At 34.5% G+C, this 26,711-nt stretch carries 11 protein-coding genes; all 11 read right to left on the bottom strand.

Annotated features, from left to right (window positions below):
* Nucleotides 1-72: 72 nt before the first annotated feature.
* The 11 genes from DYD54_RS05390 to DYD54_RS05340 all read right to left on the bottom strand — a co-directional run bounded on the left by DYD54_RS05390 (nucleotide 73) and on the right by DYD54_RS05340 (nucleotide 26,704).
* Nucleotides 73-13,365: a transglycosylase SLT domain-containing protein gene (locus tag DYD54_RS05390; RefSeq protein WP_063514060.1), complete on the bottom strand. Its 13,293-nt coding sequence runs from the start codon at nucleotides 13,363-13,365 to the stop codon at nucleotides 73-75.
* 113 nt (nucleotides 13,366-13,478) lie between these two features.
* The gene (locus tag DYD54_RS05385; RefSeq protein ID WP_063514059.1) at nucleotides 13,479-15,197 is read right to left on the bottom strand and encodes a hypothetical protein; all 1,719 of its coding nucleotides are present in this window, start codon (nucleotides 15,195-15,197) and stop codon (nucleotides 13,479-13,481) included.
* 2 nt (nucleotides 15,198-15,199) lie between these two features.
* Nucleotides 15,200-15,805, bottom strand: a complete 606-nt coding sequence (locus tag DYD54_RS05380) for a hypothetical protein (protein WP_063514058.1) — start codon at nucleotides 15,803-15,805, stop codon at nucleotides 15,200-15,202.
* A gap of 11 nt (nucleotides 15,806-15,816) precedes the next feature.
* Complete coding sequence (locus DYD54_RS05375; RefSeq protein WP_147285070.1) at nucleotides 15,817-18,366, bottom strand: hypothetical protein; 2,550 nt, start codon at nucleotides 18,364-18,366, stop codon at nucleotides 15,817-15,819.
* Nucleotides 18,367-18,403: 37 nt separating this feature from the next.
* The gene (locus DYD54_RS05370) at nucleotides 18,404-20,515 is read right to left on the bottom strand and encodes a coiled-coil domain-containing protein (RefSeq protein ID WP_063514056.1); all 2,112 of its coding nucleotides are present in this window, start codon (nucleotides 20,513-20,515) and stop codon (nucleotides 18,404-18,406) included.
* 17 nt (nucleotides 20,516-20,532) lie between these two features.
* Complete coding sequence (locus DYD54_RS05365) at nucleotides 20,533-21,045, bottom strand: hypothetical protein (protein WP_063514055.1); 513 nt, start codon at nucleotides 21,043-21,045, stop codon at nucleotides 20,533-20,535.
* Between the two features lie 72 nt (nucleotides 21,046-21,117).
* Nucleotides 21,118-22,275, bottom strand: coding sequence for a N4-gp56 family major capsid protein (locus tag DYD54_RS05360; protein WP_063514054.1), 1,158 nt, complete (start codon nucleotides 22,273-22,275; stop codon nucleotides 21,118-21,120).
* Nucleotides 22,276-22,293: 18 nt separating this feature from the next.
* Nucleotides 22,294-23,403, bottom strand: coding sequence for a hypothetical protein (locus DYD54_RS05355; protein WP_063514053.1), 1,110 nt, complete (start codon nucleotides 23,401-23,403; stop codon nucleotides 22,294-22,296).
* Nucleotides 23,396-23,698, bottom strand: coding sequence for a hypothetical protein (locus DYD54_RS05350; RefSeq protein ID WP_063514052.1), 303 nt, complete (start codon nucleotides 23,696-23,698; stop codon nucleotides 23,396-23,398). Before DYD54_RS05350 ends, DYD54_RS05355 begins: the two co-directional genes overlap by 8 nt.
* 64 nt (nucleotides 23,699-23,762) lie before the next feature.
* On the bottom strand, nucleotides 23,763-26,063 hold the full coding sequence (locus tag DYD54_RS05345; RefSeq protein ID WP_063514051.1) for a portal protein: 2,301 nt from the start codon (nucleotides 26,061-26,063) through the stop codon (nucleotides 23,763-23,765).
* Entirely contained in the window at nucleotides 26,060-26,704 is a 645-nt protein-coding gene (locus DYD54_RS05340; RefSeq protein WP_063514050.1) for a hypothetical protein, read from the bottom strand. The genes DYD54_RS05345 and DYD54_RS05340 overlap by 4 nt, the downstream gene beginning before the upstream one ends.
* Between the last annotated feature and the right edge of the window lie 7 nt (nucleotides 26,705-26,711).

Genomic DNA, 26,711 nt, shown 5'->3' with positions numbered 1-26,711 from the left:
GAAATGAAAAACCCTACAATTAGCATGAATTATAGGGTCTTATCTTTATTATCTCAAGCTAATTTTTGTAACTTAGAATACATCAGGTATCATAGCATCTACCATCTTCAGTGTCAGTATATCATCTGCTACGCTAGGCAAGCTTAGAGGTGCTAAGTCAAATGGGTTATTGCCCAATCTATTAAGTGCAAATGGGTCTAATATGCCTGCTTGGTCTGTGAACTGTTCAACTAAGGTATGTTGTAGCAGTGTACTTGCAGGGGTTTTACCTAATGCTCTTACCATTGCTTTTTGGAATCTAACAAAGAACTTAGTAAACCTCATTAACCCCATTCTATTAGCATAATCCATAACTGGACCTGTAGGAATATCAAAGTTAATAAACACATCCTGTGCTTCTGCTATGGCTTGTTTTTCACTCATGCCCTGTTTTTTAAGGTGTTCAATTAAGATAACCTTAGCACTAAAATCAGAAAACTGGGTAGCATGAGTCATCATATTATGTAATGGTGAACCTCGATTCATCATGACAAAATCTATCCCTTCCTGTACTTTTTTAGGTATGAGCTTATCTTTATACTCATCAAACTTCTCTTCCCAAATAGAACCATAAGTATCCCTGTCATCAATCTTGACATCCTCAACAATAGAGGACATCAAGCCTTGTTTAAAGTAAACACTTAATGGATGTCTTTCCATTCTTGCAAATATATCCCTCATCTCTTTTTCTATTTGAGTTTTATCTTTAACTGTTTGATATTTAACCCTTAGGTCATTCAGTTCATTCTCTAACTCAACATAGTCCCTACCTTGCTTCCATACCCTAATAGACTCTTTAATAACATCTACTGGATTAACGCCTCTAAGCATAAGCATTAGTGAGTTTGAGATTATATTACCTTTAAGAACTTCAGGGTTTCTAATAACAACAAAATCATTTGCTAAACTAGTTAATCTTGATACAAAGTATTCAGCAATCATAAGCCTACCTTTAGCCTTATTACCTAGTATTGCTTTACTACTTATTACAAATGCTTTAGAGAAAGCACCTAAATCATCAAAGTGTTTATCAAATAAATCACCTATAGACAACTGTCTATAACCAAATGTCATTAAGAATACAGACTTCTTAACTACGATTGGTTCACCTTTACCAAATAATCTTTCAGCTTCTGCCCTAAAACTGTAGGGCATCATTCTTAAAGTCTCTAGTGTCTTTTCATCCTTACTTCTAGGGTCTAGTACAATAAACTCATAGGGTCTTTGTTTATAATTTAATTTATAATCTTGATATAATACTTTAGCCACATTTGCTTGCTGTTCCATAAGTAGTGGTTTAGCATCAATACCTGATACATATAAACCCATCAAGTCAATAAAGTTATTATTCCTTTCTAGATATTTATCTCTAGTAGCACCTCTCATCTCATAGTGTACATTGATAATAGCACCATAAGGGTCATAAGCCATTACCATATTACCAGTATCTTTAAATGGATTATAATCTTTAGGATTTACAGTAGTATTCCTTTTAATCATTAAAGCATCTTTATCTTTGATATATCTAGTAATGTCTTTATGGTCTCTATAGGTATAAATCACAGAACCTTTGGCATGGGTATCTTTCATATCTAATGCACCAGAGTTATAGTTTCTATAATTACTATTCTTATGGAACATTAAGTACTTTGGTGTTGTTAAGTCAGCACTATCTTGCTTCATGCCATCAGGACTTTGAGTTAATAATTCCCACCCTTCATCCTGTAGTTTTAATACTTCATCCATACTCTTAGCATAAACCAATGAACGTAAGCTGTTAGTATCTTGAGGTAAATAACCTTTCTGATAGCTGTACTTATTATATTTAAACTCCTGTTCTTTACTGATGGTGGTATATGCTTTATGAAGATTTAACACATTCCACATAGCATCAGGATAAGACTTCATCATATGTTTAGCAGTATCTAAGTCTACTCTATCTACGTACTCTAGTGCTTGTAGTGTAGCTAGTTTGTCAATAGCCTCAATAAGCTTAATGTTGCCCTCTTGACCATAGAATCTAGCAATACCCTCAGCATTCTTATACAGATTATTAGGTACTTCCTCTTTAGCTAAATAAGCTGCTAAGTCCATAGCACTCATAATAATGCCATTGGTTTTAGGTTTAGATAGGTTAAATGATGAAACCAAGGAGTGTAGTTCTTCAATGGTACTCTGTCTGTGCTTATCATCAGTAATTAGTTTAAGTACTTCAGCTTGGTTATCATCATTAAGTAAACTACTTACATCAGTTCTAAGTAATACTCTTGTTACTGCACTGGTTTCATCTACAGTTAAATCCTTACCTTTGTTAGGGAAGTAACTTCTGATATTTTTTATAACAGCTTTTCTGTGCTTCTCCCTACCTCTACCAATGTTCTGAGTCAGTCTTAGTACTTTCTCCATCACAACTTTAGAAGTATTACCTACAATACCAGTAGCTTCATTAACAAGTTCCCTTACTTCATTAAACCTACCTCTAGAGCTACTCTCGTTAATCATATTAACAATATCAGTCATATATACTTGGTTATCTTTTTCTTTAATTCTTGCGAACTCTCTAGATATCTTACCTATGCTATCTAGATGAGGATTACTTGAACCTTCTAGCTTTGATGCTTGTTTGACAGCAAGACCCATAGCAAGATGCACTGCTTTATTAAGCGGTTTAATCATTAAACCTACACCTTGCCAAGCAATCTCATGTAATGCTCGCTTATTAGCTCTTACATCGGCATCCACTTTAAGTAGTTTATTACTTAGTACATCAAGCTGACTTTGGAAGTCTTTACCCCCTTTAAAGAATGCTTGCTCAGTTAGTGCTTTAAATACCTTATCAAAGATAGTCATTAACTTGTCAAACCAAGACTCTGCTTCTCTTTGTTTCACTTGTCTTGGTTTCTGAAGTACTTTAGCCATCTCTTCATTAGCTAAACCAAGAGAGGCAAATACAGCTATCCTATCATTTAAGTGCTCTTCTGAATTAAATACATATTCATATTTTCTCTTGGCTTCTAAGGCATCTTCAGATGTTGGTCTATCAGTTGTTAAAAAGTCTTTATAGCTTAATTGCTTCTTAGCATCACTATATAATTTAACTAGTGATTGATAATTCTGATTTGCCCTATGGTTTTCCATGGCTGTGAATACAGCGTGTAATGAGTTATATACAGCAATCTCTTTATCACTCATTTTAAAACCATGTAGTAAGGCATCAGACTGTAGAATCTTATCATTATCTACTATGGTATCTTGGTTGCTATTCATACCAAAGGTACCAATGATTCTTTGAGTTAAATCATTAAGTCTTTGGTTATGCTCACTACCAATCATAGAACTATCTAAAGATTGAATAACTTCTACAGTACTCATATCAGAAGTAATATCTGATTGTGAATATCTTTGCTTGAATGGAATGTCTTTGGGTGCTATACTGTTTTTGTCAGATGCTCCCATACCATCACGATGAAGGGTAGGGGTGGTATGCGTAGATGTAGATGAACCTATACTCTTCACTATATCACCATCTGACTCCTTAAATGTACCAAATGCTCCCACATTATCACGAGTTCGTGTAGGGGTAATGTGCGTAGGGTTAGAAGTATCTCCACCTACTCTATCACCGCCATTTGGTACATCTTTATCATGAAGCTCATATCCTGTAAGAACCCAAGCATTATTTCCTAAGTTTTTAACAAGATTTGCTTCATAACCATTATGTCTTATCTTTAGCACAGAAGACTTACCATCAGGTGCTATATTTCTTTTATATTCAACACCCAAAGCAATCGTTTTAACAATATCTTCTGTTAGCATTCTAGTTACTTCACGGTAATCCATACCATCTTTACGCATTCTGGCTTCAATGATATGGCTAATACCCATTGCACCTTTGGTTTTACCATTAGCTTTTAATACACCTGTACTACCCCATACAAAATCAATCCAACCAATATCATTGCGATACATGGCTCTTTTCTTATCTGCTTTGGTGGTAATGACTTGATTCATTGCTTTTATACCACGCTGTATATTAGCTTTATTGCTCTTCATAGCAGATGCACTATGACGAAGCACCCCAGTACCTTGTATAGGCTCATAAGGGACAATAAGAGCATCTACAGTCTTTGCAAATACATTAAAATTATGTGACGTATTAAAACCAAGAATAGAATATACAGCTTTTAAGAATGTATCTAAGGCTGATTGTATCTTAGATGATTTGATACCTAGCGTTCTGGTGTCTAAATTATCAGCAATGAATGCACGGAATTTAACATCAGTCAAACCATAAGCAATAAATTCATTCATATCTGCCAGTTCTTTGGTATATTGACCATTTGCTTTTTGTTTGATTTGCTCATACATCTTTTGCATATCTTTATATGCTTTAGAACCTTTCTCCTTACCAAGTCTAATTCCTGTCTCTGTTAAGGCATGAAGTAATTCATGGTTAATCAGTCTAATCTTTCTATCTGCTGATAATTCATTATTAGACATGATAGAGGGTCTTAGATAGATGGTATTGGTTTTATTGTCATACATGCCATCAGCTTCACTTGGAAAGTCTTCTGTCATGATGATGGCTAATCCTTTATTATTCTTAGCTACAGAAATCAAGTAATCAAATAACTTAAATTCAGCACTATCATCTCTTAGCTTACCCACACTCTTTTGTAGTTGGTTTAGGCTATAAGGTTTTGGTAATGATTGTTCTTGTTGTTCAATCTCTAGGTCTTTAAAACCTATTTTTCTTTGATTTCCAAAGAATATCCCGTCATCACCATCATGCTTGACACCTTTAAGCAGAGTGGTTATACTTAGTTTGCTTCCGTTGTGGTTGGTTGAGCTACCTACAGGTTGGGTGGTACTGTTCCCAGCAACGGAAGTTTCAATCTCCACTGCTTCAATAGCATGGAGATTTTTTCTTTCTAAGCCATCTGTCAAGATATAATCTTTAACTGTAAGTTTAACTCTGTGTAAATTCCCATTAATAAGAGCAGGCACATATAAACGATGTACTGCAATGACATCTGTATTTTGATGCTTAATATCTTCATGAGTTTCTGCTACTACAGCATTGGTAACAAGCTCTTCGATGCCCTGTACTGATTGACTGGTGGTATGGGATAATTCTTTATTATTACCCATTTTCTTACGGTCTTTTTTACCTACTTGTAGCACCCATCCCGTATCTTTATTATATAGACCATCTGTCTTTTGAATTTGTCTTAAAATTTCATCAGCCAGTTTTTTAGTATCTTTAAAACCAAGTTGTTTAGTTTTAATTTTTACAACAGGTATGTCAGGAAGTTCTCTTAGATTACTTCTTTCTCCGAAAGAGTTTTTATTATATCGGTAGCTAATTTCTACATTATGCTCGTTGGCTTCAATTTCTAATTCTTTTAATTCCTCTCTTGTAGGTATGTTTGATAAGATACTATTATTTGGTTTACTTAATCTAGCTAATAACGTAGTTACCTTTGCTTTAACTGATTTCTGTATTTTCTCAAGCTTCTCTAATTCTTCCTTTTCTTTGGCTTTATCTTCAGCAGTTAATTCATACTGACCACCATAACCTGCATACTGATGAACTACATTTACTTTCTCATAATGTTGTATCTTTAAAATATCCCTATTAATAGCCATCTCTACTTCATTGATTACTCGGGGTCTTACATCTGAGATAATCTTATCAAACTCTCCGTCAGTTGCATCTAAATATTCTTCCTTCTCTTTAGAATTCATATTGAGAAAATCAATTAAGGATTCAATCATAGTTTCATTGAATACCTCTTCACCGATATCTTCTCTAATGTTTACTAAACCATCAAGAGTATCTAAGAAAGCATTGACACTAGCTAAGTTAGCATGATAATCTCTTGTAGTTTCATAGAACTTTTTATTAAGAACTCTTACCATAGACACATAGTTACGTCTACCAGCAATAACGTTATCATGTACGTTAAGACTTACATCACCATTCATCGCAGCAGCTTCAAATGCAACCCTAGCATCTACACCTTGTACTTGTGCTGAGTTAGGTGCTACTGCTGCACTTACCCATTCTTGAGTTAATACAGAAGCCTTCTTATATTTAACCTTACCATCAGCACCTATGGTTTTCATTTGATAACTATCAGAGACATCAACTGTAATAGTCTTAGATTTTAGAATTCTAATATCACTAAGCTTGCGTTTATGTTTAGGTTCAGCATAGTTAAATGCTGTATTTACTGTAGGGTATACTTTAAGCAATGGTTTCTCCACTTGCTCTTTGTATTCTTGTTTAGTAAGACCTTCAAATTCTAATTGGTCTGTAGCCATAGTCTCTAACATATCTTCGTAAGTTAAAGGTTCTTTATCTTTAGCACGTCTAGCATTTATACTAGTAAGTCTATCTTGTACTAGCTTTTTATGGGTAGTATTCAAAGATTCTTTAATCTTTTCTTTCTTGGCTTCTAGTGCTTTATCTAGCTGTGTCTTATGTAAAGTAAGATAAATATTAGCTGATGCTTCATGGAATCTAATATTAGCTCTTCTAGCTTCATTAAACGACTTACTATATTTATTAAAAGATTCAATAATAATTCCTCCAATGACATCATTATAAGCATCTTTTAATTTTTTCTGCTGTTGCTTAGTTAAGAATACATCACTATTAAGCATATCACTTGGATGTGGTAAGTTAAATTCTCTGTCATTAAGTGCTGCTCTTAAGTCATCCTGTAATTCATTATAATCATCTACAAAAGCTTCTAGTTCTCTGTTATACTCAGCCTCACTCATAGAGCTCTTATTAGCTTCTAGGCTCTTATGTGTATTATGTAAAGACTCATATGAATTAGTGACATCTCTAATTAATGACTCAAATGCAACTTCCAATAGTCTTTTAACACCTGCACCATAACCTGCAGGTATCAGTACTTCTTTAGCACCTTGCCTACCTTGAATAGATGGATTAATTCTATAGAATAGATTAACTCTTAATTTACGGTCTGGTTTATAGGTACTAAGCTCTTTTTCCATAATAGTACCAAGACCTTCATAATAATCATTTAAACCTTTTAATCTGGTTTCATGAAAATTGCTAAAACCAGATTCTTCAGTAAACACACCAATCTGATTCATTAAATCTGGGTTTTCCTTATTAACCATTAAACCCATAAGTGTGTATGAAATAGCACTGCCATTGTTTACACCATCAGCACCTAAGCCAAATGAAGTAATAAGGTCAGTATTATCTTTCTGTGCTTGTTTAAACTTAGCATACTCAACTAAAGCTCTGAATGATAAAGCTTGCATAGCCCAAGCATCTACAACTGTTTGGATATTATCCATATCAGATTGATTTAATTCTTTGTCCTCTAGTAACTTTTGTGTACTAGTAACAGCAGTCTGAACGGCTTCATCAGTTTCTAAGTGTTCAAAGAAGGCAGGTAAGAAGTCTTCTGCTCTTACTTTATCTACAGTGAATCCTCTACGATATGTTAGATTATTTAACATACTTTTAATAACATCTTCTGTACCTTCTGCATTTTCAGCAACAGCACTAAATAGATGCCCTAAGTCAGTAAGCTGACCATCTACAACAAAGTCTGTTTCAGTGCCTGTAAGATTATTTAGAACATCAGCTTCAATTACTTGCTCAAAGTTCTTATAATCAACCATTGCTCTATGAATCTTCATGGTCTGCATATTTACTTCATTAGAATTATACTGACCACGATTATTCTTAGTTACATAGTTAGAATCAAAGAACTCTTGGTAATTGCCTTCTTCATCTCTTTTTAAGCCAGAAGTAAAACCTATAAGTCTCTCAAGCTCCCTATTATTACCTTCTGCTTTAGCTTCAGCACCTACACGCTTACTTTCATGCATATCATCTAAAGTATCTTTACTTATGTATGCACCAATCATGGTTTTAGCTTGCTCAGGGAACTTCTCTACTAGCTTTTGTAAACTATTAATAGAATCCTTGTTAATTACTATAGGTTCTTGTTGCATATGCTTTTGCAGCTTAGCTTGAGTATTAGATACTTTAGCAGTAGTGCCTCTGATATCCCTATTAACAGTATCTGTAGGTTCTAGCGTAGGTGAACGTAAACCTACATCACCACCAAATAACTTAGCTAAGAATCCTTGTGTACCTTTATTGATTTCTGTAATATCATCTAACAATTTCTTTTTGCCTTCACCATCAGGTGTAGTAAACGATAAGAAGGTAACTATAGAATGGTCATCAGCAGCTTCATTATCATCATTACTATCTAGGGCATATGAATCCTTTTTAAGCTCGTCATTACTGATAGTAGTCTCATACATCAATCCTACATTAACCAATGAAGAGATTACCCAGTTACCTAGTGAAGCTATCATTCTACCTCTATATAGTTCACTAACATCTTTATTGGTTTTTAAACCAAGTAACTCATAAGCTGTTCTACCAATACTATTAACTGTATTATTATATCTATCCCCTACATATTTATATTTAGATAGTAACTCAGAAGGTATACTAATATCTTCAGGGTAATTTAGTAATTTACCTATATCTTTGTATGAGTTACTGTCTTTATTGTTAGCAATAAAGTGAGAGTAAGCAGATAGAGATAGAGCAGTTAGGGTATTCTCATCAAAGCTACCATCTTCTTTTTGTAAATAACCTTTAAAATCTCTAAATGAATAATCTCTGCCATCTGCTCCAATAGCTTCTTTGTGATATGAATTTTTTAATGCCTTAACAAACGCTTTATTAAAAGCTAAGAAGTGATTTACTTGTTTAATTTGTGCTTCAGTAGCTTTAATATTAGGAAGTAATTCTTCAATACCTGTAGTTAAATTATTTTCTAGATTACTTGCTAAATTTAATATGCTTACTAGAGGCTTATCAGCTTCTTGTTTGAAACCAAGAATAAGATGGTTTTGTGATTGCCAGTGCTTAGATTTCTCCTGTTCTACTTGTTCAGGTGTAATATTAAATACTGTATTAACAGTAGTACTTTCTTTCTTAAAACCAGTAAGAGAAGGTTCATTAGACTTGCTAGCTATTTCATTATTATCAGTATTGGTTTCCTTAGTATTGACTTCTATAGGAGTATCTTTAGTCTTAGTATCATTACTTTCAGTTTTAACTGGTTTATCTGTAAGTTGAGATTTAACAGATGCTAAGGTATCTTTATCTAACTTAAGGTCAGTTAGTTCATCTGAGATATCAACAGGACTATCTTCAACTTTAGTAACATTACTTTCAGTCTTAGCCTCTTTACCCGTAAGTTGTGCTTTGAAAGAAGCTAGAATGCCCTTATCTAATTTGAGATTGGTTGATTCCTCTGAAGTATCTACAGGAGTATTATCAACCACATTATTAGATTTAACTTCACTATTGGCTTTAGTATTAACTTTAGTATTTTTATTAGAGTTAGCTTCATCCTGTTGAGGTACAGTATTTTTACTTAAATTAAAAGCAGGTTTACCTTTTTCAATACCATACACTTTATCTTTCATCCATGCTCTAGCATCTTCTACAGATTCTCTTGGTACATTCTGTAAGAAGTTATCTATATATTGTGCTTCAGTAGTGCTGTATTTCGTTCTGTAAAGCTTGTTAGGCTCAAGTTCAAGTACTGCCTTAGCAAAGTCATCATGCTTCATGAACATACGCTTAAAATAGCTTCCATAAGCTTCTGCGTGTGTGGATGGCTTACTATCGGCTAGGGTAAATGGGTTAGGCTTATATCCTTGCTTAGGTGGGTTATAAGGACTGGCTAGCCAACCAGAATCACCGATATTGATTCTACCTTGTTCCATATCATACATAGAGCTAGGTCTTGATTTACCAGATTCATCTGTGTACCTACCCCTACCCAAGAATGTACCATCTTCAGGTACTTGACTAACATCCTGTACTAATTGAATTTTACCTGCTTTAACATCCACAGAATTCTTACTGGTTTCAGTCAAAGGAGGTAATTCTGATTTAACTCTCTCTTGGGTGAACTCTCTACCTTTAAATGTAGCTTCAGCTTCATCATAACTTCTAGTAGCTCTATTAGTAGCCTTACTGGTTACACTAGACATAGAAGTATCTAGTGTAGGTATTTGAGCACTCTCTGTATTATAGTCAGCTAGATAATCAGCCCAAGCATTAGTGAAATCATCTACAAGCTTAGCTTCTTTACTTATTTGTTCAGTAAGTTTATTTGGTTTAAATACAGTTAAAGCATTAGAACCATCAAATTCTGGGTAAGCTTCCCTTAAACCAGTATATTCAGTAACAAACCATTCTTTTGTATCAGCGTCTTGTGCAATGATAGGTGCATCATTTATATCTTTAATATTACTATCTTGTACTAACTGCAGTGCTTGATTTATTGCATTATTCTTAGAAACACGAGTATCCCTTAGGTATCCTAAATCAGTTAATAAATTACTAGCTGCTTTAATGTTATTAGCATTAATAGCATTTTCAAAACCAGTAATATAATCTTGTAAGCCTCTGTTACTTTCTAAAGTAGTATTACCTACACTACCTATGAGAATATCATCAGTAACACCTTGTACATCTCTAGTATTTGCTACCTGTCTTTGTACATCCATCATCTTATGGATAGCACGTTTTTGGTTGTCAGTTAGCTTAGGATTACTATCAATCTCTTCAGGTGTTGTATTACTTAATGAGAATCTTTGAGTAAAAGTGGGTTCATTATTAATAAGCTCTGTTTGTTTTGGGTTGGTAGTACCATCCTCCTCTGAGTTAGGGGTATTTATTACATATTCTTGCTCTATTTCATCATAAGTCTTAGGTTTGATGGTAGATGGTTCACTTGCATCTATATTGGTTTCATCACCACGAAGGATACCTAGCTGTTTTTTATATTCAGCTTTTTCTGTATCATCTAAGAATGGATTTACATCAATCTCTAATTCAGTTAATTTATCATTAAATGAACCAGCAAATATCTGTTTACCTTGCTCTTTGATTTCTTGTTCTTGTTGTTCTAAACCAGTAATCTCAGCAAGTTGGTTTTTAAGTGTGTCTATCTGTTCTTGTAGCTTTGCTTTACCTTCTTCATTCTTAGTATTGACTTCTTCTTGTTCCCACTGGCTTAGTAGGTTATTAAGTTCGTTTAGAGCGTTGTTTGTATCATTGGCTGTATCTATGCTGGTACCACCAAAATCAACACCTGCATTCGCTAAGATATTATTATAATATTGGTTGGTTTCTTTGATATTTTTAACTTTATTAAATCTGGTTTGTGCATCTGTACTACCTGCACCTGCATTATAGAATGCTAGTGCCATCTCCCAATTACCATTACTTCTTTTAAGTAAATCACGCATGAATCTGGCTTGACCATCAATCGATGAAGCCACATCATTGACATTCACGCCATATTGTTTAGCAGTAGCATCTAAAAATTGTGCGATACCTTTAGCACCTGCAGGGCTCTTAGCGTTTGGATTAAATGCTGATTCTTGAGCCAGTTGTGCTTTTAGTATTCTCTGTTCTTGTTCTGTATAACCATATTTAGTGTAAATTTCCTTCATTAAATCATCATAAGGTGTAGCCCCTAAATTAAGGTTTTTATGTTTAATGTAGTGACTACTACCTACAGATTTTCTCTGTTTAAAGGCATCAGCAATAGACAATGCACCTTCTTTGTTTTGATGCAAGATATTAACTTTAATACCATCAGAGAAAGTAACTTGAGTTACCCAACCACCCCCATGTTTATTATTATCAAAAGCAGTGATATTAGTTACTTCATACTTTGGATTGATAAATAGATTTCTAGCATTAGCGTCTTTACCAAATGAGCCATTAAAACCATAGTCTACGCCCTCATGTTTATAGCCTGTTCTTTGCTCCATGTACTTACCAGTTTGTTTATAACTGTTAAGTGGTTTACCATTTACTATGAATCTATCAAGATAAGGGTTAATATCTCCACGCTTACCATTAGCATCTCGAGCTAACCTTAAGTCATAATGGTCATTAGTGCCTTTACCTGTATCCTTTTTAGAATAGTCCCCCATGATGGCTACTTGGATAGGATTCTCTTTATTTACTTTATTAGATGTAGAAATAGTAGAGATATTATATTGACTGGCTACATCATTTATCTTTTGTGTTTTTTGTTTATTGATGGCTTGAGCTTGAGTAAATAACTTGCCTAAGTTTGGTTTGCTATTGTCTTCCTTGATGGGTAATGGTTCATTTAATCCACCTATAGCAGATGAAGCACCGCCAAGAGTACCTCCGATAGCTACACCTTCACCAACAGCACGACCCATGCCTTGAGTAATAGGCATACCACTAGCGTAGTTAATAGCACCTGTTTCATAAGATGAATGCAGAGCTTCTTCTAATGCTTCTGAACCTGCTCCAATAACCACACCACCAACATAATTAGTAGGCTTACCGAATTTACCCACACTACTTGCGGTACTTTTTAATAAGTTATCTGCAATATTTTCAGGAGAATATTTGGTATTTAATACTTTTTGGGTAAGCATATTTACCCCTGCAATACTTCCTGCGGTCAATACCCCATTAAGAGTGTCTGGATTAACACCTCTTTGCATAAGTTCATTAGAAGCATTGCCATAAGAGCTAAGACCCTCACCTACTAAAGCAGCACTGATTTTACCACCTAAACCAGCACCTTTAGTAACAGCACTACCCATTAAAGCAGAAGTGCCCATATCACCTACTTCTTGTACTAGAGTCATTGCTAAATGTCTTGGATTACTGTAATAATGGGTAAGAGTATTCTTTAAATCTTGTACTTCACTCCCTGTATTGCTTGCTTTATCTAATTGGTTTTTATCGTATCTAAGTGTATCAGAAAGATAAGGTTCTACTTGTTTTGCGTATTTATGAGTAGATACTAAGCCTACATTTTCTAATGCCTCTGCTACTTTTTGGGTGCTTGGTGTGTATTCATACCCCCAAGATTCTTTAATAGCACCTGAGACATCTTCCCCATTTAAAAGAGCCGTAGCACCTACTACTGGGGTATTTACTAACCTAGAAAAATTATCATATGCAGCTTTAGTGCTTCCATACAGACCTGTTAGAACATTATTAACACCACTATTTACCCCTAAATCTACGCTACGAAGAGCATCACTTATTGTATCTAAGCCAGTAGTATTTGGTCTATGTGGCGCATAGTGGTCTTCAATATGGCTTACTAGCCTATCTTGTTCTGTTGTGGGGATAATTCTTGATTGTGGGGTGATAGTAAGTCTATTACTTGCATTATTCACATTGACTATTTGTCTTTGTCTTGCTTGGCTTAATTTGGTTGAATCCGTCATATTACTTGCCTGTATTAAATATGGTTTATGGAAACCAAGTATAAAATAATCTAAATAATATATACAAAAAATACACCCAGTGACTTACTGGGTGTATTTTTAAGCATTAATAACTATCGCATACCTACTTTAGGTTTAGGTAAACTGCCTTTGGTACTAGCAGGCATCTGTAGAGATGGTAAAGTACCCTTAACTGTACCTGTCCATTTTCCTTGTATCCTATTCAACTCATTTGTTCCTGTAAGTATTGCCAAAACATCGGCATCTAACACACCAGCATACTGATTTAAGAAACCATCAGGTAAACTATCCCTAATCATCCCTAAATCCACTCCTAGTGTTGATGCTTCTTTTAAAATAGCCCTACTTATTTCTCTAGTTCTATTACTTGATTCAGTCATTAGGTTTCTATTATAGATTGCGTATAAAGCATCTATATCTAATTTATTATTTTTGACATAACTTTTATTAGGGAATCTATTAGAATACCCAGAACTACCCAATACATCGCCTTGATACATGTCTGATTTTAGTATTTCAGCCATACCAATGTATTCATCTTTTGTCAAAGGCTGACCATTTGGCTTCTTATAATTATCCAAATTTGTTTTAATGCTGTTTCTAAGCCCTTCTCCTCCTACCCATCCTTTAAATACTCCAAAGTTCCTATTGTTAGTCCACCAAGCATCTTTTGATGGTGATTTATATACTATTGGTTTTATCTCACTTGCTTGTTTGATAGAATTAACAAAATTAGCTGTTAGTTTATCGTTATCAATAGAATACTGTCCATCTCGAGTAAGGCTTATTGCACCTCCTGTTCCTAATCGGGTATTGACAATATGCTTATTAAAACTCTCTTGGGTTTTTGTAAATTTTTTATCTCCCTCTTCTATCTTTGTTGCATTCGATTGTGCATAAAATTGATTATTTTGATTATTTACTTTCGTTTCATTAGTCTTAGCATTCCATATAGCTGCCTCACCTTGAGCTGCAGCAGCATCTGCTTTCATCTTCGCTATCATTCTATCAAAAGCTACTTTAACTTTCTCGGCTTCTTTTGCATCAAACTTATTAAGTACCTTGCCAAAGATAGATGGGTTATGCGTATCTTCCCCTAACAGAGTCAATACATTTTTATCTGCAAATAACTTAGTATAATCAACAGTACCATTAGCATCTTGAAAGTTAGGTAGGACAGTTCTTAACTTATCGATTATTACATCTGCTTTGTAATTTTCTATATTATCCCTAACGGCATTAACTTTATTTAAAGCATCTCCATAATTATTTTGTTGGTTTAACTTATATAACTCAAATTCATGATTAAATATTCCCTGTAAGTGTGTAGGCAAATTATTTTTAATAACTTCTACAGAATCAGGTTTACTTAGCGCTGTTTTAACAGCAGTATCTAATGCATGAGCATCTTGTCTATTATTTAAATCAATTTGATTGGTTTGATTTAATATATTCTGTGCTTCAAGATTAGCTAAATTATTAGCCCTTTGAGCAACTACATTCCCTCTACCATCTAGTGCAGTTAATGCCTCTTTACTTGGGTTTAATCCACCCATACCATCAGAGATGTCTTGTAATGCTTGTGTATGTCCTGCCATCTTATCAGGCGTTAAATCAGTTAGGTCTAATGAATTAATATAATTCATGGCTCGTACATCAGCATTCTGCCTAGCTGTCTTTTCAAAACCATCAAGAATACCTTTAAGGCTATCTGATATTTGTCTATCATTTTCTCTAGCCATGGCTATTAACCCTACTGCTTGATTAGGATTATAGTTACCTAAAGTGAAATCAATTTTATTAACACCCATTATCATACTCCGTATTTCTTCATGTATTCAGAAACTGATTGATGTGCGTGAGGTTGTTCAGCATATCTTCTAGCCTGTCTATCCTCCAGTTGTGAGTTAATTCTTTTTCTATTGGCTTCATATTGTTTATTAGCCATATCCATTGAGAAGTTAAGTTGCCTATTAATCATCTTATTATTTTTATAGCCGTTATAAGCATCCCATAGACCTTTAACACTTGAAGCTATTGCATTCATCTTTTGGAATGAATCCATACCATTAACTGCTGATTGCATATTTCTGCCTGTGTTCATAGCACCAGATAGAATATTATTACCTAGATTAGTAGCTCTCTCTGTAAATGCACCTAGTCTAGGGTTTTTAGCGTATGCTTTAGCTACTGTATTATTAATACTTACACCAGTACTAATGTCGCCATAGTCATACCCTGTATTAAGATAAGGTGTACTTTCTACCATGCCTGATTCATAAGTAAAGTTATTAGGTGTGGTAATAGATTCTAATACAGAAGGCATGGCTGCTGTAACTGTAGTTGGGTAAGTAGAAATACCTGATAAACCAGAAGTACTGATTGGTTTAACATTTAGTGTTTTATATAGTGGGTTCATTGTTAATTTCCTTATATTAATAATATATCTTCTACAGCCTCACCTTCATAAATTTTATATGGCTGTACTGGGATATACATACTGTTCTCTACAAAGTTAGTAGCCATATCCATGACTAATTCACTTACATCATACATCATTGACCTATTATAAAAAGTTTCAGGTGATTCACCCAAATTTACTTGAGAGCTATACATATAACTAGATAGCGGTCTAAGCATCAGTTCTTGTTCTGGTTTAGCTACACCTGTATTCAATAACTCTTGGGTCTCTTTTAATTTCTTGTACTTATCATTTATATCACTCATAAATGCTTCGTATTCTTTTTTAAAATCTATCAACTTTAGTTGTATGGCTTTATTATGTACATCAAATGATGTATTTAGTATTTTCATTACATCAACAGCTTTAAACCCTTTAAAAGATTTGCCCTTACTGTAATACGTAGCTACAATAGCTCCTACTAATGCTATAGCAGTTACAAGCTTAGATGACCATCCTAGTTTAACTGCAAGCTTGACAGCTAAATCTATGGCTATGGATATTGCCATGCCTACTGCTATTGATTTAATAACAGCCATAGCCATCATTGCGCCTGTACCACCATCTAAACCAACCGTGATAACAGTGATAGCAATACCTATAATAGCAATAACAGCTTTAAATACACCACGCTGATACCACCTTTGTTTGGTAGTGTATCTAATTAAAATATGTACCCTTAATGCCTTATTGTATAGCAGTTCTTTTTCTTTAACGGACATACCTTTGGTTACTAACCCATCTAAGGGTATAGCCATATTCTCATCATCGCCATTATGATTTTCTGACCTATCAGCATACTGCTGTGTTACCTGTAAACCAAAAACAGAAATCTTAATATAGTGAGTATCTGATTCTTGATACATAAAGTTATGAACGAATCTACTACTAGTCCTAATTTGATTGATTTTACCTGATAATATACTAGTAGCTTTCTCATAACTTAACTGCTCACTGTTAGCCTTATATCTGCCTACCTCTGATACCCTCCCTTTTACTCTTTCTTTTAGTATCCTAGCATAGCTAACTACCACATTAGTATGGTTATCAGTTATATGAACATCCTTTCTACCATAGCCATACTCTGTCTTTACGCTGTACTTAATCTGATTATTAAAGTATCTATACAAATATTCAGCTAATATAGGGTCATTATATGAATCAGTAATACCCACACTTAAACTAATATACATAGTGTGTACTTTACTATAATCACCTCCTAGTGCTTCAGTTAAGTCTGAGGTAGTCTGAGTTAGGTCAATACCTACCTTCTTAAATAGTGCTTTAGTATGATTCTTTTTAGTAGTATCTTTGCTTTTATCTAAATCTACCCCATCTGTTCTTATATACAATCTAGGATATATTTTACTCTTACGGGAATATACGTTTAATGCTGTATCAATAGATTCAATCCCTTGACCCAAGCCATAAGTAAATAATGCTTTACCATCAGTAGTCTTATACATTACTTGTATGTAGTCTATATAATTTTCTAAAGGCAACTCAATATTATCAGGTGTTATAGGATTCACATCAGATAAGTCTAAGGTAAATGAGCCGTTAGTTCTATTTACTGCTGTTTTAACTAACTGCCCTCGTGTAGCAGGATTATCATTGATATAAGGATACTGAATAGTAACCCTATTAGATGTTCTATTATGTTTATTCTTACTTATAACTACTACTGCGGTATCTTGGTTTAAACCAGAGAAAGTATGATTAAAATAACCTTTATTATTCGCAGTAATCTTAGTTACTGTATTATCTATGGTTATAGATACTTCAGCATTAGCTTGAGTATATCCTGTAATTACACCCTCTAAAAAAGTATTAACTGTTAATCTAGGTGTTTCTACTACTTCTGATGTGGATTCAGTATAGTAATTAACTGCTAACTCATCTCTAGTGCCTTCTGTAAAATTAGGTGTTTTACTGCCATCAAACCAAGTAGTATCGACACTGAATAGTTCATCATTATATTCCTTTCTAGTTTGTGGTGATATGTGCATGACTGCACTGGTTATGGTTGCTTCCTTTCCATACATAACTAATTTATTGGTATTTAGATTATATCTATAACTTTTAGTTAATTTATCATACGCATAATGTATGTGTCTTTTATCTCCTACGTAGAAGTACTCTAAAGTAACCTTCTTGCCTGTAGTATCTTCTAAGTATCTAATAACTGCTCGTTTTAGTGTTTCTTCTGGTTTATGTACTGAAGCTGTCGTAGGATTACCAAATATATATTTAGAAGTATCCTCAGCCATCCTATAAGCCTTATTAAACTTATTAGGTATATTTTGTATAATCCTCTCTCTAACAGTATCATTAAATACTGATTCATTTAAATCTATTTTATCATTCTGTAAGTTGTAATGTTTTTTAGCTATGGTTGCATACTTAACAGAATCTATAAATGAGTCATCATCTGTCATCCTTTGGGATACAGATTGACCATGTACTCTAATCTTTGAGCTGAACACTCCCATAATATCTTTCCTTAATAAAATAACCAAGCCTATCGGCTTGGTTATTATTATAGTAGCATTAGCTTTAGAGTGTTATTCCTGCTTGTTTAGCAGTTTCTGTTAATACTTTAGCAATATATTCATCGCCTAGTTTGTTTGTAGCATCGGCTCTTGTAGCATCATCAGATGTCTTTCTAGTAACCCAAGAATCTACCATAATCTTAGATAAGTTCATCTGTGTTTGCTTTTGGAACTGTTTAGCTTGTTCTCCAATTAGCTTATTATTTCTATCAATAACAGAATGTGCACCTACAACGGTATTATCTACTTGTGCTTTTTCAGTAATCTTTTTCTGTTCATATAATGCAGCCTGTGCTTGAACATTCTTAACTTCAGCAGGCAGTTTATTAGCTAATTCATACTGTGCTTGTTTAAGCTCTTCTGCTCTGATAGCTACTTCTGATTTAGATACTGCAATTTGTTGTTCTTTCAATCCAAGCTCTTTAGCACTCAAATCCAGCTGTGCTTGTTTTAGAACTAAGTCTTTTTGTAGTAATGGTAGCTGTGCTTGTTTCAAACTTACTTCAGCAGTACTCAAGGCAATCTCAGCATCTTTAATATCTAGCTCTTTTTCGCCAAGTGTTACTTGATTCTGTTTCAATCTAACCTCTTCAGTCATAATTGGTAGCTGTGCATTTTTAAGCTGTACATCTGCTTGTCTTAATGCAGTCTCTTGCTGTGTTAAAGGTAGCTGTGCTTGTTTAAGTTTAAGCTCTTCAGTAATTAATGGTAATTGTGCTTGCTTAGTCTTAATATCTTCATCAGCTAGCAGTAACTGTTTGGATTTCAGTTCAATATCTTTATTTAATAAAGGAATCTGTGCTTCTTTCAATGAAACTTCAGCTTCTTTAATTTTAACTTCAGAAGCCATAATAGGTAATTGAGCTTCTTTAATAGCTACTTCAGCAGCAGACATTTGAACTTGAGCATCTTTAATAACCAGTTCTTTTTCCATGATAGGAAGTTGTGCTTTCTTTAATTTAATATCTTCAGCACCCAAATTAATCTGTTGTTCTTTAACTTCTATATCTTTTTGTAGTAAAGGTAGCTGGGCTTTCTTCAATTCTACGTCAGCTTGAATCATAGGTAGCTGTGCTTCTTTCAAATCCATTTCACGTTCTTGTAGTTCTAGCATTTGTGTTTTAAGTTGCTGTTCAACTTTAGCCAGTTCTACCTGTTGTCCTTTAATTAGTTGCTCTACTTTGGCAATTTCTAATTGCTGACCTGCTAGTAGTGTTTCAGCTTCAATACCTCTAATCTTAGCATCTATACTTCTGGTTTCAGCTTGTAGATGTAATACTTCTAGTGGTAATCTATTTTGAATCTCATACTGTAGCTTAGCAGTTTCAGTATCTTCTTTGTTAGATTGACTATCTACCAAACCACCTTGTTTAGTAACCAATACTGTTTCTGATGCAGTATGATTGACTTTAGCTTCTAGTAATTGAGATTCAAGAGTAAGTTTATTAGGTAAATTACCTAATTCTACTTCTTTTAGGTCTGTATCTGCTTTAACTGCTTTTACTTGTTGTTCAGTTAGTTTTATCTGTTGTTTGGTAGCTAGAATATTAGATTGTGTATTTTCAATATCTGATTCTATTCTAGCTTTTTCAGTAGGTAATTTATGTGCCAACTCGTAAGATAGAATATCTGTAGCAACAGTTTCTTTGTCAATCTGTTTACCTAGTACATCTAGCTGTTTGGTATTAATAGCTGTATTAGACTCAATATTCTTAACTTCACTAGGTAATTTATTACCTACTTCGTATGTAATTCTTGAAGTTTCTGCTCTTTCTCTATTTGCTTGTTCGTCTACTAAATTACCTTGCTTTTCTACAAAAGTAATATCTGCTTTTATTTTATCTAATTCAGCTTGTAGTATTTCGAGCTCAATACCTAGCTTTGTTTTCATCTGTGCATACTGTACAGATAAACCAAGGATTTCTTTTAAAGCCCCCAGATAAACATTGGAATAATCAGTGTCTCTGATACGTTCCTTATCCCATTCTTCTTTAATATGGAGTTTAACAGAACGCATTAGGGTATCAAAGATACCATTACCATTAACATTAACTTCCGTTAATTCACTAATGTTAAATTCTTCATTAATCGTACTGTTAGGAATAGTAATACTCATCTTTGATACCCTTATACTTATTTAATAGCTTGCCGCATCTCTTGAGATTTAGCCAGTTCTTCTAGTTCTTCTTTAGTTAGTGGAGGAAGTTCTTGAATAGAGTATGCTTTAGCTTCTTGATACTCACGATACTCACGACCACGTTCATCTTTCTTAGCAATAAACTTATTCATTACCTTTTCTTTAATGGTATTTAGAATAATCTGTGGTACGTGCCACTCAACACCAAAAGGAATGTACTTAGTCATGGTAGGTACTACAGAGTTGCCTGCTGAGAATACATCGCCCTGATAATCACGTTTAGTAGAATCCATAGGAGTGATAATTACACGTACTAGCTTGGTAGCCTCATCAATAGTTTGCTTGATACGTTCATTATCTGTTAGACCATCGTCTTGTTCTTCTTGTTCTTCGAATTCTTTAATAAGCTTAGTGAGTGTCTTAGCTGATACATTAGACTTATACTCAATACCTAGTGAATCTGCTTTCTCTTTAAGTAGTTGTAGTTCTGTTTTGTTTTCTTCAGTCATATTGGTTCTCTCTTTATTTAGTTTAAGAATATACACCAAGTACTGCGTACTTGGTGTATGTTTTAGCTTACATTAAAGCTTAGCGGTACATTTGATTAGTCCAATCCATTCAGGACGTAGAGCCATAAAGCCATACCACCATTTGATTGAACTAAAACCAACATCACCATAAGGATTGTTCATGTCAGCAAGCTCATCACCTTTCTTCATGATGGTTTTAAACTTGTTTGATTTACCATCAGTCTGGAAACCAATATCAACAAATGAATCACCACCTACAACTAGGAATGGGAATACGTCAAATTTACCACCAGTAGCGTAGAATGTACCTCTAAGCCCTGTTGCACCTCTACCTGCCCATTTCATCATTTCAGGTACTACAACAATTCTAAAGCCTGCAATGGTACCATACTCGCCATTAAGAACAGTAGTACCTGCTGCATATTGTTGTACTGGTACTAGGGCTGGTCTATTATGTAGGTCTTCCATAGCTTCTAGAGTAGGGATAAGTTCAGAGCCTACATAAGCTACACGACATGAAGGAATGGTCTTAGTATCGATTAAACGAGTACCTGTAATGATAGTAGTTTGCTTAGGGCAACGGGCATTATCTAGGTCAATAGTCAGACGCATTAGGTCATTATAAGTAAGTACTGAAGTCTCATCTAGTGTGTCATTGTTAGTAGCTGTACCTGCATAACGTACTGTACCTGCTGCATTTAGAAGGTCTTTTTGCAGCAAGTCTTCTTGAATTTCTACAGCAGCATTCATAAGCTCACGGGTAATGTGAGATAGCAGTTCTGCATCAGAATCCATTGCCAGTAGGTCAGTAGAGAAATCGGTATAAAAACCAAATTTCTCAAGGTTAGATTCGATGGTTCTACGAGTAACACCAACACGGTTCACTTTACCACCAGTTTCAGATAGTACTGGGAACTTAGATGGGATAGTGCCTACGTCTTTAGATGAACCATACAAGTTACCATTAGCATACTTAGAACCTGCAGCATCCAGACCCATATCATTAATGTTGCGGTCATCTAGGATGGGTAGGTAGTGGTATTGCTTAATAGTCTTGCCTGAGTTCTTAGGCATGGCTTTAGTATTAGAAAGCTGACCAAAGTACTGCTCTTTACGTGCATCAATGAGTGCTTTACGCTCAAATGCATAAGGTTGTAGTTGTTGTGCTTTTAGTGCTACAGGTGGCTGTTCATTACCATAAACGTGCATATTAATATCCTTTTATAATTATTTATTGAGTTTTTCCATGTATGCAATCAATTCCTCATCAGACATTTTCAATGGGTCAATAACTTCTGTACTTGGCTTGGTAGTATTGGTACTAGGACTTGCTACCTTACGTTTTTGCTCAGATGTATTTGAACTATTGTTAGTTTGATTGGGTCTTGGTGCTGTAAATGCTTGGGCTTGCTGTTGTGGTTGTTGTGATGCTTGACCTTCTGTACTACCACCTAGAAGTCTATTTTCAATCTCACTGTAAGCTTGTAGATAAGCTGTTCCCTGTAACCTGCCTACTGCTTTTTCATACTCCATGATATTCATAATCTTATCATAGATACCATTAGTTTGTTGTTCGCTAATGATTCTAAGAATGTTAGGGTTATCAATAACAGCTTGTTTAGATTGATTATCCCAATCTGTATATATACTATTCAATACTGAATTAAACTCTGGATTAGCATCTACTACTTCAGAGATTACTTCCTCAAGCTGTGATTTATGCACTACTTTACTTTGGGGTACATAGTGATTAGCTTGTTCAGTATCGAACTCGTATAAGTCAATTTCAGAATCTTTAATTAGCTTAGCGATTGCTTCTGGTTTCTTGTTATGCAAATCAATCAAGTAAGATAATTTAGATTCATCTGTTAAACCATACTGTTCTAATGTTTTAATCAGATTGAGATTAGGTTTCATCTCTTCCATTTTCTTGGAATAGTTTAAACCTTTTTGCATTAGTGCAATCATATCATTAGGGTTCGTTATCTGGAACTCACGACCATTGGCTTTAAATGGCTTAGTCAGAGTATTGTAGAACTCTTGATGATTGACATCTACTTCTTTATCTTCTGTGGTTTCTGATTCAGTAGTATCTACTTCAAGCTCATCCCCTGAGCTTTGTTCTTCCATGACACCCCCATCTTGCACATGAGTATCAGAATCTCCGCCCATAGATTCATCTACTTCCGTTGCAGGGGTTTCAATCTCAGTAGCATCTTGATTATCTACATTGGTTTCTTCTGTAGTCTCTTCATTGACTTCTTCGTTTAAAGGTTCTACTTCAGCAACATCTAGACTAGCAAGTTCTTCATCAGATAGTTCATAAAGGTTAGTCATCTATATCTCCGTTAGGGTTAATCATTAGAAAGTGCAACTCTTCTTCTGACCATCGCCCTGTTTCTTTTAAACCAAGGAAATAAGACTTAGTAATACTGATAGCATCTAGCTTTCTTAATACTTCATTATATTGTTCAGAGTTACGTGTGTATTCGCTAAGTTGGTTATGCAACTCTAGAACATATCCATTAAAGTAATGGTCAAGTACCAGTGCTTGGAAATTAATATTAGTTTGTAGCAACCTAAAATGATTAGCCCTTTCTACATTGACTTTATGTATTTCTTTATCAGTCATTATCTTATTTCCTAATTATTCGGTGAATTTATACTACAATTATTTGTACAATACCAAATTTATTTTAAATTTTAGTTGGTAATTGCTGTGATTGCTGTATTGCTTGTTGTTGTGCTAAACGCTGTTGTAACTCAACATCTGCATGATGTTGTAGTAATGTATGATTATGCCCTGCAATCTGTTTATCCAGTTCACCTTGATTCTTGGTTTGCTGTAATCTATTAGCACCATCTTGTTTGGCTTGCTCTTTCTCAAGCTCTTGTAGGTGTTTAGCCCCACTATCACGTTCTACGAAGTCTAATGCTTTATTATCAGCATCTCCTTGTAGACTTGCTGCTCTAGCTTGTTCTACGTTCACCTTAGCTGATTGTACTTCAGCTTTAGCACTGTTCTCTTGTGCTTGTGCTTGTAGTAATGCAATCTCTGCTTCTAGTTTAGCTACTTCTAGTTCTTGTAGTTTTTGCTGTACTGGGTCTGGTTCAGGTGCGTATGTTCTAATCTTCTCTGCTAAGTCAGGCATTTTACGTAATTCAGCAATCTCAGCTAGAATCATTTGTGATACTTCTTGCCCCATAGTGTTACCCATAGTCTGTAACATAAATGCTAATTCTTTAGCCTTAGCATCATCAGCTTCAGCAGTAGAAATAGTAAGTACTAAGTCAAAGTTGCCTGACAAGTCTTCACGTCTTACTTTAACAAACTGGCTGTTAGTTACTCTTACCACTTCTTCTTCAGATAAGAACTCACTATTCATTGAGATAATCTTCTTGCCTAATACAATGAAGCCTTCAGAGATTCTTCTTAGAATAGACATCTCACGCTTAGATACTGCATCAAGTACACCTCGAGCACCTGCTGCTGTTTCCCCAAGATATTGTGCTGTAATACCACCATTACCACTAAATGCTTTAACACCACTAATAGCTTCAGCATCTGAATACATCATTTGAATCATGTTCATTGCTGATACAGGAATCTCAGGGTACTTATGTGTATATACATGAACTCTAGGGTCTGAGCTAGGATTAAATTCATAATCCTCGCCATTCCTAAACTTAGCTTTGTTAGAAGCATCTAGGAACTGTTTAGAATAACCTGTTTGACTATTAGCACTTTTACCTAACAAATCAATCATACCCCTAGTAACAGCACCCACAATCGCTTGGTTATCTTCTAACAGCTCTGCATCAGGGATGCCATAAATACTGTTCTCCTCAGGGATATAATTAAATACAACGAATGGTACTTTCTTATCAGGGAATGGGTTCTCTTCTAATCTAATAAGAGTATCACCTACCCAAGTAGCAATAATTTGTTTAGTATCACCTGTACCATCAATATCCCAATAACCCCAATACTCATATACAATTAGCTTCTGTCTTGCTTTATCTTGAAAAGTAAAAGTCTTGGCATCGTCACTTTTATCATGGTCAAAACCACCCATCTCTTCTCTATGTTTAATAAACTCTAGATTCTGGTAGTAACCTACTCTTTGTAATTCACTAAGACTAGATTCATAACTATGAATAACAAACTGTGCTTTATCTAAATCACCTTGGCAAGTAGGGTCAATATAAATGTTCTTTAGATTGCATACTTCCACAGTAGGTCTATTAATAATAGGTTTGACTACTTCTTGTTCTATCTCTCCTACAGGTTGAGCAATCAGTAATTGACCTTGTTCTTGACTCATCTCATACCCTGCTTTAATAGCTTCATCATACTGCTCATAGCTATCAGGATACTGTTGTTGTAGATGTGCTAGTTCTTCATATTGTGCTTGTACTTGTTGCATCATTTGCTCATCTTGTACAGGCATATATTGAAACTGCATTACCTTTTCTTTAACTTTATCTTCTTGAAATTCCCAACCTACACGTACGATGACTGTACCTTGTTTAACAACACCTCGAATAATTTTATCTACCAAACTTACTTTATTAAGTTCAGTATTAAACTGTCTATTAAGAATTAAACTATTCTGCTTAGCTCTTTGAGTATCTTCATGGGTTAGTGGTTTAACTTCAAATAAATTATATGTAGCTAGGAATGGTTCAGATAGTGCAGGACATCTCCATTCAGCTTGCTTCCTAACCAGTTTAGGTTCAACCCTACTACCTCTTCTTTTATCCATTGGTTTCTTAGGTGCATCATACAATGTATCCCATTTATTGATATTACCTACATGAGTACTTTGTGAATACTGTGCCTGTGTGAAGTCATGCTTTAACTGTTGTAGTGTAGGTTCTTTCTTCCATTTAGTGAGTCTTACTTTCTTCGTTTGCTCTTTAACATCTTTCTCTAATTCGCCTGAATCAACATACCTAGCTAGTTGTTCATCGTTAATCTTACTAATATCCTTCATACGAAACCTCTCTCTTGAAACCAATAATTACTGTCTAGGTTATCTGCTTCCATTCCTGCATCCCTTAACTCTTTAATTTCAGTAAGATACATTTGATACCATCTTTGTGGTTCATTCAAATCACCATCTAACTGATTAACAATACTGGTAAACATTCTACTAGCTACGAAATAGTTCAATGCAGTTATGTAACTTAGCGGTAGTTCACATTTTGTTTCATCGTGATAGTCTTCTTTAGTAAATCTTCTATGGTTAGCTTTAGAGATAATACGAATAATATCACCCTCATTAGGGCTGTAGTTAAGCTTAATAGCTGCACCATTAGATGCACTAATTCTGGTATATGCCCTAAAACCAGAATTAAATAAACGTTCATCATTATGGAATACACTCAATACTTCTAGTATTTCATTATCTGTATTAACCACGGGACTAAACATTCTTTGATGTGGTTCAACAATATACTTAACTTCTACTACTTTTAGAACAAACTTGGTATATAAATCAGTTAAACCAAGATTAATATTATTAATAATCTGTTCTAATCTATTCTCTCTTAGTACACCTTCTGAATCTTTCATTTTTAGATTATGTAGTTCAGTCTGTACTAAGTTATCTACTAACTCTTTTATTGTTATCATTTGGTTT

The sequence above is a fragment of the Moraxella ovis genome (genome assembly GCF_900453105.1).
Classification (GTDB): domain Bacteria; phylum Pseudomonadota; class Gammaproteobacteria; order Pseudomonadales; family Moraxellaceae; genus Moraxella; species Moraxella ovis.
The sequence above is the reverse complement of the archived record's forward strand: the minus strand, read 5'-3'. Positions and strand labels throughout refer to the sequence as shown.

Excerpts from the sequence above, each read along its gene's own strand:
- DYD54_RS05390 (WP_063514060.1), bottom strand. The coding sequence starts at position 13,365 with ATGACGGATTCAACCAAATTAAGCCAAGCAAGACAAAGACAAATAGTC.
- DYD54_RS05385 (WP_063514059.1), bottom strand. The coding sequence starts at position 15,197 with ATGGGTGTTAATAAAATTGATTTCACTTTAGGTAACTATAATCCTAAT.
- DYD54_RS05380 (WP_063514058.1), bottom strand. The coding sequence starts at position 15,805 with ATGAACCCACTATATAAAACACTAAATGTTAAACCAATCAGTACTTCT.
- DYD54_RS05370 (WP_063514056.1), bottom strand. The coding sequence starts at position 20,515 with ATGAGTATTACTATTCCTAACAGTACGATTAATGAAGAATTTAACATT.
- DYD54_RS05365 (WP_063514055.1), bottom strand. The coding sequence starts at position 21,045 with ATGACTGAAGAAAACAAAACAGAACTACAACTACTTAAAGAGAAAGCA.
- DYD54_RS05360 (WP_063514054.1), bottom strand. The coding sequence starts at position 22,275 with ATGCACGTTTATGGTAATGAACAGCCACCTGTAGCACTAAAAGCACAA.
- DYD54_RS05355 (WP_063514053.1), bottom strand. The coding sequence starts at position 23,403 with ATGACTAACCTTTATGAACTATCTGATGAAGAACTTGCTAGTCTAGAT.
- DYD54_RS05350 (WP_063514052.1), bottom strand. The coding sequence starts at position 23,698 with ATGACTGATAAAGAAATACATAAAGTCAATGTAGAAAGGGCTAATCAT.
- DYD54_RS05345 (WP_063514051.1), bottom strand. The coding sequence starts at position 26,063 with ATGAAGGATATTAGTAAGATTAACGATGAACAACTAGCTAGGTATGTT.
- DYD54_RS05340 (WP_063514050.1), bottom strand. The coding sequence starts at position 26,704 with ATGATAACAATAAAAGAGTTAGTAGATAACTTAGTACAGACTGAACTA.